This window comes from Siccirubricoccus phaeus (assembly GCF_008360935.1).
GTDB lineage: Bacteria > Pseudomonadota > Alphaproteobacteria > Acetobacterales > Acetobacteraceae > Siccirubricoccus > Siccirubricoccus phaeus.
In genome coordinates this window covers 238911-247514 of record NZ_SRXO01000010.1, presented here as the reverse complement: position 1 = coordinate 247514, position 8604 = coordinate 238911, and the positions used below count along the sequence as shown (strand labels likewise).

The following is an 8604-nucleotide window of genomic DNA, read 5'->3' as shown; positions in this document are numbered from 1 at the left end:
GGAAACCATGAGTTTGGCGTCTCGACCGTCGGGTCGAGACTCAAGGGTTCAAAGGGCCCTTCGGCCCTTTGCGAGGGGGAGTTTGAGGGGGAGCAGAGCTCCCCCTCAATCACACCCGCTCCGCGACCTTGATCGCCACCTTGCACCCCGCCTTGATCGCCGCGCTCAGCAGCCGATAAGCGGGCGCCTGCTCCGCCTCGTTCTGCAGCCCGATATCGCGATGCTCCAGCTCCTCCGCGCGGAACTTCGCGATATGTGCCTTCAGCGCCGCCTCATCCTCGCCCAGCGCCGCTTCCTGTGCCTGGTAGTGCTCGTCGATCGCTTCCTCCACCGCCACGGTGCAGGCCATCGCCGCGCGGTAGCCCAGCGCCGCCGTCGCGGCCCCCAGCGCGAAGCCCGCCACATGCCAGAAGGGCAGCAGCGCCGTGGGGCGCACCCTGCGCTCCGCGATCAGCCGCGAGAAGGTGTCCAGATGCTCCTGCTCCTGCGCCTGCATGTGGCGGATCAGCGCCTCATGCCGCGTGCCGCGCAGCATGGCGAGCTGGCCCTGATAGATCCGCTTCGCCCCATATTCGCCGGCATGGTCCACGCGGATGGTGCGCGCCACCTGCTCGCGCGGCGTCGGGTCGCCGGGCAGGCGGCGTGGTGTCGTGCTCATATGCGGGTTCCCCTCCGCAGCCAGGCCAGCCCGGCCGCGGCCAGGCCAAGGGCATAAAGAACGTTCATCCCCGCCATGGAGATCGGCAGGCCGGGCACCAGATAGGTCGGCGCATCGCAAGGCTTGGTCGGCGCCGGGGCCAGGCTGCGCAGCATATCCTCCACGCTGGCGCCCGGCACGGCCCGCGGCGCCTGGCATCCCGCCAGGGGCGAGGGCCACCAGCCCTGCTCCACCCCCACATGAAAGGCGCCGATGGCGCCCGAGGCCAGCACCGCCGCAATCGCCAGCCCACCGAACAGCACCCTTGCCCGGCGGAACACCGCCGCCGCCAGCGCCAGCGCCGCCGCCACCGCATAGGGCCAGCGCTGCCACAGGCAGAGCTCGCAGGGGGCGAGGCCGAACAGCCCCTCGCTGGCCCAAGCGAAGAGCGGCGCCGCGGCGGCGAGCAGGGCGAGTCTGATCATGCCGAACATGCACCCTGTTTCGCCCCGGGCGCGGCGCCGCGCAACTGGACCCGCGGAACCATGCCCCATAGGCTGCCGCCCGGACGGAGGAGAGGAGGAACCCATGCTGAAAATCTGGGGGCGCGCCAGTTCCAGCAATGTCATGAAGGTGCTCTGGCTCTGCGAGGAGCTGTCGATTCCCTATGAACGCATCGATGTCGGCGGCGAGTATGGCCGCACAACGGAGCCCTTCTACTTGGCGATGAACCCGAACAGCCGGGTGCCGACCATCGAGGAGGAGGATGGCTATTCGCTGTGGGAGAGCAATTCCATCCTCCGCTACCTGGTGGCGACGCGTGCCCCGGGTGACCCCATCCATCCCACCGCCCCCAAGGCGCGCGGCGATGTGGAGCGCTGGATGGATTGGCAGCTCGCCTTCCTCAACCCGCCGATGGGCACGCTCTTCCTGGGCCTGACCCGCACGCCGGAGGCGCAGCGCAACCAGGCCGCCATCGCCAGGGCGCTGGAGGAAGCGGCGGGGCTCTGGGGCATCGTGGACAAGCAGCTTGAGGGCAAGCGCCATGTCGCCGGCGGCTTCTCCCTGGCCGATATCGTGCTGGGGCCCTACCTGCACCGCTGGTTCGCCCTGCCTATCGCGCGCCCGGAGCTGGCGCGGCTGGAAGCCTGGTATGAACGGCTGAAGGCCGAGCATCCCGGCTTCGTCACCCATTGCGCCGGAGAGCTGGCATGAGCGCGCCACGGATGCTGACGGTCTGGGGCCGGGCGAATTCGGTCAACGTGATGAAGGTTCTGTGGCTGCTGGACGAACTCGCCATTCCCTTCGAGCGGATCGAGGCGGGCGGCGAATTCGGCCGCACGCGGGACCCCGACTATGCGGCGATGAACCCCAACGCCACCGTGCCGACGCTGGTGATGCCGCATGGCTACACGCTGTGGGAGAGCCACGCGATTCTCCGCTACCTCTGCCGCACCCAGCCGGGCGGCAACGCCTTCTACCCGGAGGCGCCGGAAGCCCGGGCGGATGTGGAACGCTGGATGGATTGGACCATCGCCTCCCTGAACGAGCCGATGCGGATCGTCTTCTGGGGGCTGGTCCGCACGCCGGAGGCGGCGCGGGACATGGCGGCGGTGGCGAAGGCGCGGGACGCGGCGGCGCGGCTGTGGGGGATCGTCGAGCTGCAATTGGAGGGGCGCACCCATGTGGCGGGCGCCTTCAGCATTGCCGACATGGCGATGGGCGGCTTCCTGCATCGCTGGTTCGCCTTGCCGATCGACCGGCCGGAGCTGCCGAACCTGGCCGCCTGGTACGCCAGGCTGCGGGCGCGCGTCCCCTACGCCACCCGTGTGGCCGTGCCGCTGAGCTGAGCGGAGGCACCGCTCCGCGGGTGGGTAGGTTTGGGGGGAACTCGGCCCGGGATAAGGGCTTAGCCGCCAGGGCCGCCCCCTTGACCAGGCCGTCAGCGGCGCGACACCCTTGCCCCTTCCCTCCCCCGCGCAGCGGGAAAGGAAGCGGCATTGTTCGGTCGCTTGACCAACACCGGACAAAGGGCCTTCAATCCCCGCCAAGCTGAGAAAGAGGGAAACGGGCCATGCACAGCACCGTCATCCGCGGCGGCACCATCATCGACGGCACGGGCAAGCCGGGCTTCACCGGCGATATCGCCCTGGACGGCGACCGCATCGCCCAGGTCGGCGGCAAGGCCGGCCCGGGCAAGCGGGAGATCGACGCCAGCGGGCTGATCGTGACACCGGGCTGGGTCGATGCGCATACGCATTATGACGGCCAAGCGACCTGGGACCCGGTCCTCGCCCCTTCCTCCTGGCATGGCGTCACCACCATCCTCTTCGGCAATTGCGGCGTCGGCTTCGCGCCGGTGCGGCGGAAGGACCATGCCGAGCTGATCGGGCTGATGGAATCCATCGAGGAAATCCCCGGCATCGCCCTGGCCGAGGGCCTCAAATGGAATTGGGAAAGCTTCCCCGACTATCTGGACGCGCTGGATGGCATGCAGCGCACCATCGATATCGGTGCGCAGATCCCGCACCACCCGCTGCGCGTCTATGTGATGGGCGAGCGCGCCATCAAGCTGGAAGCGGCGACCGCCGACGACATCGCGGAGATGCACAGGCTGACGCTGGAGGGCATGAAGGCCGGCGCCTTCGGCTTCACCACCAGCCGCACCAACAGCCACAAGACGCCGACCGGCGGCATGGTGCCCAGCCGCTACTCGGAGATCGAGGAGCTGATGGGCATCGGCCGCGCCCTGGGCAAGGTGGGCTACGGCGCCTTCGGGATGAACAGCGACTTCGACATCGAGGAAAGCGAGCTCGCCTGGATGACGCAGCTCGGCAAGGAAACTGGCCGCCCGGTCTGGTTCCTGCTGACCGACCGGCCGACCGATGACCAGCGCTGGAAGCGGCTGATGGATGGCGTGCGCGCCGCCCGCGCCGCCGGCGCCATGGTGACGGCGCAGGTGCCGGGCCGCCCGGTGGGCGTGATGCTGGGCGCCGATACCGCGCTGAACCCCTTCAGCATCCGCCCCAGCTACCAGCGCCTGCTGCAACTGCCGATCGCCGAGCGGATGAAGCGCCTGCAGGATCCGGCGGTGCGCGCCGAGGTGCTGGCCGACACGCCCTCCGGGGAGCTGCTGAACCGGCTCAGCCAGTTCCGCCAGCACATCGTCCGCCGCTGGCACCGCATGTTCAAGCTGGGCAACCCGCCGAATTACGAGCCGGCGGAGAGCGAGAGCATCGCGGCGATCGCGCAGCGGGAGGGCCGCACGCCGGATGAGGTGGCCTATGACTACATCGCGGAGGATCCGGCCAACCTGATCTTCTTCCCGGTCACCGGCTACAACGTCGCGGACCTGGAAGTCACCCGCAGCATGCTGACGGATGACGCGACGGTGCTGGGGCTGAGCGATGGCGGGGCGCATTGCTCCTCCATCCTCGACGCCGGCATGCCGACCTGGATGCTGATCCACTGGGTCCGCGACCGCACCCGCGGGCCGCGCCTGCCGCTGGAATTCGTGGTGAAGCGGCAAACCAGCGAGACGGCGAAGTTCTTCGGCCTGAACGACCGCGGCACGCTGGAAGTGGGCAAGAAGGCTGATGTGAACGTCATCGACTTCAACGGGCTGCGGGTGCAGAAGCCGGAAGTGGTGTACGACCTGCCGGCCGGCGGCCGGCGGCTGGTGCAGCAGGTGAGCGGCTACAAGGCCACCTTCGTCTCCGGCGTGCCGGTGTTCGAGAATGGCGCGCATACGGGCGCGCTGCCGGGCAAGCTGGTGCGCGCGGGGCGCTGATCTTGAGGGGGGCTTTGCCCCCCTCAAACTCCCCCCACCAAAGGCCGAAGGGCCTTTGGAAACCATGAGTCCTGGACCCGTCGGTCGAAGCGCCAGACTCTAGGGTTCAAAGGGTCCTTCGACCCTTTGCGGGAGGGTCGAGGGAGGGCAGAGCCCTCCCTCGCTACTGCAGCGCCGCCCAGACCTTCGGCGGCGTCAGCGGCATCTGCAGCGCATCCGCCGCCGCCGGTTTGCCGGCCCGGGCCAGCGCATCCGCCACCGCATTCACCAGGGCGGGCGTCGCACCGATGGTGCCCAGCTCCCCCACCCCCTTCACGCCCAGCGGGTTGGTCTGGCAGGGAATGCTCTGGTCCAGCGCCGTGACGTAATCCGCCACCAGATCGGCACGCGGCATGGCGTAGTCCATGAAGGTGGAGGAGAGGGGCTGGCCCGTCTCCGGATCATAGACCACCGCCTCCATCAGCGCCTGGCCCAGCCCCTGCACGGCGCCACCGACGATCTGGCCTTCGACGATCAGCGGGTTCACCACCCGCCCCGCATCATTGGCCGAGACGTAAATCGGGATGGCGACCTCGCCGGTCTCCGGGTCGATCTCCACCTCGCAGATATGGCAGCCATTCGGCCAGGTAGGGCCGGAGACGCTGCTGGTGCTGTCGATGAAGATCCGCCGCTCCGGCTGCTGCGCCGCCAGCTCGAAGATGCCGATGGCGCGGTCCGTGCCGGCGACGCGCACCTGGCCGGCGACATATTCCAGATCGGCGGCCGCGGCCTCCAGCGCCTCCGAGGCCAGCTCCTTCGCCTTGTCCACGGTGCGGTCGGAGGCGACCTTCACCGCGGAGCCGGCGGTGAAGAGCGAGCGCGAGCCGGCGCTGCCGAAGCCGGTGCCGCGATCGCTGTCGCCCAGCACGATGCGGATCTTCTCCAGCGGCACGCCGAAGACATCGAAAGCGAGCTGGGCGTAGGAGGTGGCGATGCCCTGGCCCATGGCCTGGGTGGTGGCGTAGATCTCGATCTCACCCTCGGCTTTCACCGCGACGGTGACGCGCTCCTCGAACACATTGCCACCGGTCCATTCGAGGAAGGTGGCGATGCCGCGGCCGCGCAGCTTGCCACGCTTCGCGCTCTCCGCCGCGCGGGCGGCGAAGCCGTCCCAATCCGCCAGCGTCAGCCCCTGCTCCATCACCTGGTTGAACCTGCCGCTGTCATAGGTCTGGCCCATGGCGTTGGTGTAGGGCATCAGCGCCGGGTCGATCTGGTTGCGCCGGCGCAGCTCGGCCGGATCCAGCCCGGTCTTGCGGGCGGCGGCATCCATCAGCCGCTCGATGATGTAGATCGCCTCCGGCCGTCCGGCGCCGCGATAGGGGCCGGTCGGCGCGGTATTGGTCAGCACCGCGGTGAATTGGAAGTCGATGCAGGTGATGTCGTAGATGCTGGTCGAGACCCAGGGCCCGATCAGCAGCTGGATGGCGACGCCCGAGGCGCGGGTATAGCCGCCCATATTCGCCAGCGTCCGCACCCGCAGCGCCGTCACCTTGCCATTCGCATCCAGCGCCATGGAGACCTGGCTGTCCGTGTCGCGGCCATGCAGGGCGGAGAGGAAATCCTCCATCCGCGTGGAGGCCCATTTCACCGGCCGCCCCACCTGCTTCGCGGCGAAGGCCACCACCGCATCCTCCGGGTAGAGGCCGGTCTTCATGCCGAAGCCGCCGCCGACATCGCCGACCAGCACGCGCACCTTCTCCACCGGCACGTCCAGCACTTCCTTGGTGAGCTGGTCGCGCGCGCCGGAGGGCATCTGGGTGCTCATGCGAAGGGTGATGCGGTCCGTCGCCGCATCATACTCCGCCAGCACCACGCGCGGCTCCATGGAAACCGGCGCCAGGCGCTGGTTGACGATGTCCAGCGAGACGGTATGCGCCGCCGCAGCGAAGGCGGCCTCCGCCTTCTCCCGGTCGCCATACTGCGTCTGGGCGACGATGTTGCCCTCCGGCCAGACCGGCGGCGCGCCCGGGGCGGCGGCCTCGCGCAAATTGGTGACGGCGGGCAGCTCCTCATACTCCACCGCCACCAGCTCGGCGGCATCGCGCGCGATGCCGGGGCTTTCGGCAATGATGGCCGCCACCGCCTCGCCGGCGAAGCGCACCTCCCCCACCGCCAGGACGGGGCGGGGCGGGGCAGAAAGCGGCGAGCCATCCGGCTTCTTGAAGGGCAGCGCAACGCCAAGGCGCTTCAGCCCGGCGGCCTCCACATCCTCGCCCGTCAGCACCGCCACCACGCCGGGCAGCGCCAGGGCCGGGCCAGGGTCGATGGAGACGATGCGGGCATGGGCGTAGGGGGAGCGAAGAAAGACCAGCCAGGTCTGGCCGGGCAGGCTCATATCATCGGTGAATTGGCCGGCGCCCTGCACCAGGGGCCGGTCCTCGATGCGCCTGACCTTCTGGCCGCTGCCGAACCGCCCGAACCCGCCATCCATGCTGTAGCTCCTTCTCCGGCCGGCGCATGAGACAGGGGGACCGGCCCGGTGGCAAGGCCGCGCCCCCCGGCTTACGCCGCGGCGGGGATATGGCAGGCTGCGCGCCGACGCCAAGGGGGTTTGCATGAGTGAGGAGCTGATCCGCCTGACCGCCACCGAGGCCGTGGCGCGGCTGAAGCGGCGGAACGTCTCACCGCTGGAGCTGGTGGAGGCGGCGGCGTCGCGCATCGCGCAGGTGGAGCCGGCGGTGAATGCGCTGCCCACGCTCTGCCTGGACCGCGCCCGCGACCATGCGCGGCGGATCATGGCGGGCGAGGCCGCGGAGAACGCGGCGCATCCGGGCTGGCTCGCCGGCCTGCCGGTGACGATCAAGGACCTGACGGATGTGGCGGGCGTCCGCACCACCTATGGCTCGCCGATCTTCAAGGACCATGTGCCGGCGCGCTCCCACCCCTTGGTGGAGCGGATCGAACGGCTCGGCGGCATCGTGCTCGGCAAGTCCAACACGCCGGAATTCGGCGCCGGCGGCTCCACCTTCAACGAGGTGTTCGGTCGCACCCGCAACCCCTGGAACACCGCGCTGACCTGCGCCGGCTCCACCGGCGGCGGTGCCGTCAGCGTGGCGACGGGGGAGGCCTGGCTGGCGCATGGCACGGACCATGCCGGCAGCCTGCGCCGCCCCGGCACCTATTGCGGCGTGGTGGGGCTGCGGCCCTCGCCCGGGCGGGTGACGCGGGGGACGGCGAGCAACCTCTTCTCCCCGCTTTCCGTGCATGGGCCGATGGCGCGGAACGTGGCGGATGTGGCGCTGTTCCTCGATACCATGGCGGGCTGGGATTTGGCGGACCCGCTGACCTGGGAGGCACCGGCCACGCCCTACGTGGCTTCGCTGGCGCCGCGCCGCTTCCGCATCGGCTACACGGCGGATTTCCATGGCAAGCTGCCGGTGGACCGCGAGACACGGGCGATCTGCGAGGCCGCGGTGCACCGCTTCGCCGAGGCGGGCTGTGTGGTGGAGGAAGCAGCGCCGGCGCTGGAGGAATTGCAGGAAGCCTTCCTGGTGCTGCGCAGCCAGCATTTCGTGGTGGATCGCGAATTGCAGCTCCAGACCCATCGCGACCTCATCAAGCCGGACATCATCTGGAACACGGAGCGCGGCCTGGCCGCCACCCCCTCCCGCCTCGCCTGGGCGGAGCGGGAGCGCGCCGCCTGGTATCGCCGGGTCGCCGCGCATTTTTCTGAATTTGATCTGCTGATCACGCCGGGGGCTGCCACGCCGGCCTTCGACGTGATGCTGCGGCATCCGGAAAGCGTCGCCGGGGTGAAGCTGGAGAATTACATGGCGGCGTCCATGCTGAACGCCGCCATCACCCTGGCCGGCTGCCCGGCCGTGGCGGTGCCTTGCGGCCTCGATCAGTATGGCCGCCCGGTCGGGCTGCAGATCGCCGCCGCGCCGCGGCAGGATGCAACGGCCCTGGCCGCCGCCGCGCTGTTCGAGAGCCTGACCGGCCTCGACCGCGCCGTGCCCATCGATCCGCGCCCCGGCGTGGTGCCGCCGCCGGAACAGCGCACGGCTGCCTGACACCGGCGGGCCCGTTCCCTGACCCGCCGAAGCCCTGCGGCGGCGTCCAGGAGCGCCCGCAAGCCTCGGCGGTCAGGCTGCCGATAAAGGCGCCCGCTGCGCCGCCCGAACCGCGCCCGGAC

At 69.9% G+C, this 8604-nt stretch carries 7 protein-coding genes; 4 read left to right on the top strand and 3 right to left on the bottom strand.

The genetic code is table 11. From position 1 onward, the window contains the following. Positions 1–109 precede the first annotated feature (109 nt). Positions 110–658, bottom strand: coding sequence for a demethoxyubiquinone hydroxylase family protein (locus E5N76_RS16010; protein WP_149538309.1), 549 nt, complete (start codon positions 656–658; stop codon positions 110–112). Further along, a complete protein-coding gene (locus tag E5N76_RS16005) occupies positions 655–1122 on the bottom strand; it encodes a disulfide bond formation protein B (protein ID WP_149538308.1) in 468 nt (155 codons plus the stop codon). The genes E5N76_RS16010 and E5N76_RS16005 overlap by 4 nt, the downstream gene beginning before the upstream one ends. Before the next feature lie 103 nt (positions 1123–1225). On the opposite strand from E5N76_RS16005, the gene E5N76_RS16000 reads away from it, so the two are divergent. From E5N76_RS16000 to E5N76_RS15990, 3 genes are all read left to right on the top strand, one after another. Next, positions 1226–1852 (top strand): glutathione S-transferase family protein, encoded by a 627-nt coding sequence (locus tag E5N76_RS16000; protein WP_149538307.1) that lies wholly within the window; start codon positions 1226–1228, stop codon positions 1850–1852. Next, entirely contained in the window at positions 1849–2487 is a 639-nt protein-coding gene (locus tag E5N76_RS15995; RefSeq protein ID WP_235907723.1) for a glutathione S-transferase family protein, read from the top strand. Before E5N76_RS16000 ends, E5N76_RS15995 begins: the two co-directional genes overlap by 4 nt. A 224-nt stretch (positions 2488–2711) precedes the next feature. Continuing rightward, positions 2712–4427, top strand: coding sequence for an N-acyl-D-amino-acid deacylase family protein (locus tag E5N76_RS15990; RefSeq protein ID WP_149538306.1), 1716 nt, complete (start codon positions 2712–2714; stop codon positions 4425–4427). Between the two features lie 163 nt (positions 4428–4590). On the opposite strand, the gene E5N76_RS15985 is transcribed toward E5N76_RS15990, so the two are convergent. Beyond that, a complete protein-coding gene (locus tag E5N76_RS15985) occupies positions 4591–6900 on the bottom strand; it encodes a xanthine dehydrogenase family protein molybdopterin-binding subunit (RefSeq protein WP_149538305.1) in 2310 nt (769 codons plus the stop codon). A gap of 124 nt (positions 6901–7024) precedes the next feature. Here E5N76_RS15985 and E5N76_RS15980 point away from each other — a divergent pair, with 124 nt between their 5' ends. Further along, positions 7025–8482, top strand: a complete 1458-nt coding sequence (locus tag E5N76_RS15980; RefSeq protein ID WP_149538304.1) for an amidase — start codon at positions 7025–7027, stop codon at positions 8480–8482. Positions 8483–8604 lie beyond the last annotated feature (122 nt).

Excerpts from the sequence above, each read along its gene's own strand:
- E5N76_RS16010 (WP_149538309.1), bottom strand. The coding sequence starts at position 658 with ATGAGCACGACACCACGCCGCCTGCCCGGCGACCCGACGCCGCGCGAG.
- E5N76_RS16005 (WP_149538308.1), bottom strand. The coding sequence starts at position 1,122 with ATGATCAGACTCGCCCTGCTCGCCGCCGCGGCGCCGCTCTTCGCTTGG.
- E5N76_RS16000 (WP_149538307.1), top strand. The coding sequence starts at position 1,226 with ATGCTGAAAATCTGGGGGCGCGCCAGTTCCAGCAATGTCATGAAGGTG.
- E5N76_RS15995 (WP_235907723.1), top strand. The coding sequence starts at position 1,849 with ATGAGCGCGCCACGGATGCTGACGGTCTGGGGCCGGGCGAATTCGGTC.
- E5N76_RS15990 (WP_149538306.1), top strand. The coding sequence starts at position 2,712 with ATGCACAGCACCGTCATCCGCGGCGGCACCATCATCGACGGCACGGGC.
- E5N76_RS15985 (WP_149538305.1), bottom strand. The coding sequence starts at position 6,900 with ATGGATGGCGGGTTCGGGCGGTTCGGCAGCGGCCAGAAGGTCAGGCGC.
- E5N76_RS15980 (WP_149538304.1), top strand. The coding sequence starts at position 7,025 with ATGAGTGAGGAGCTGATCCGCCTGACCGCCACCGAGGCCGTGGCGCGG.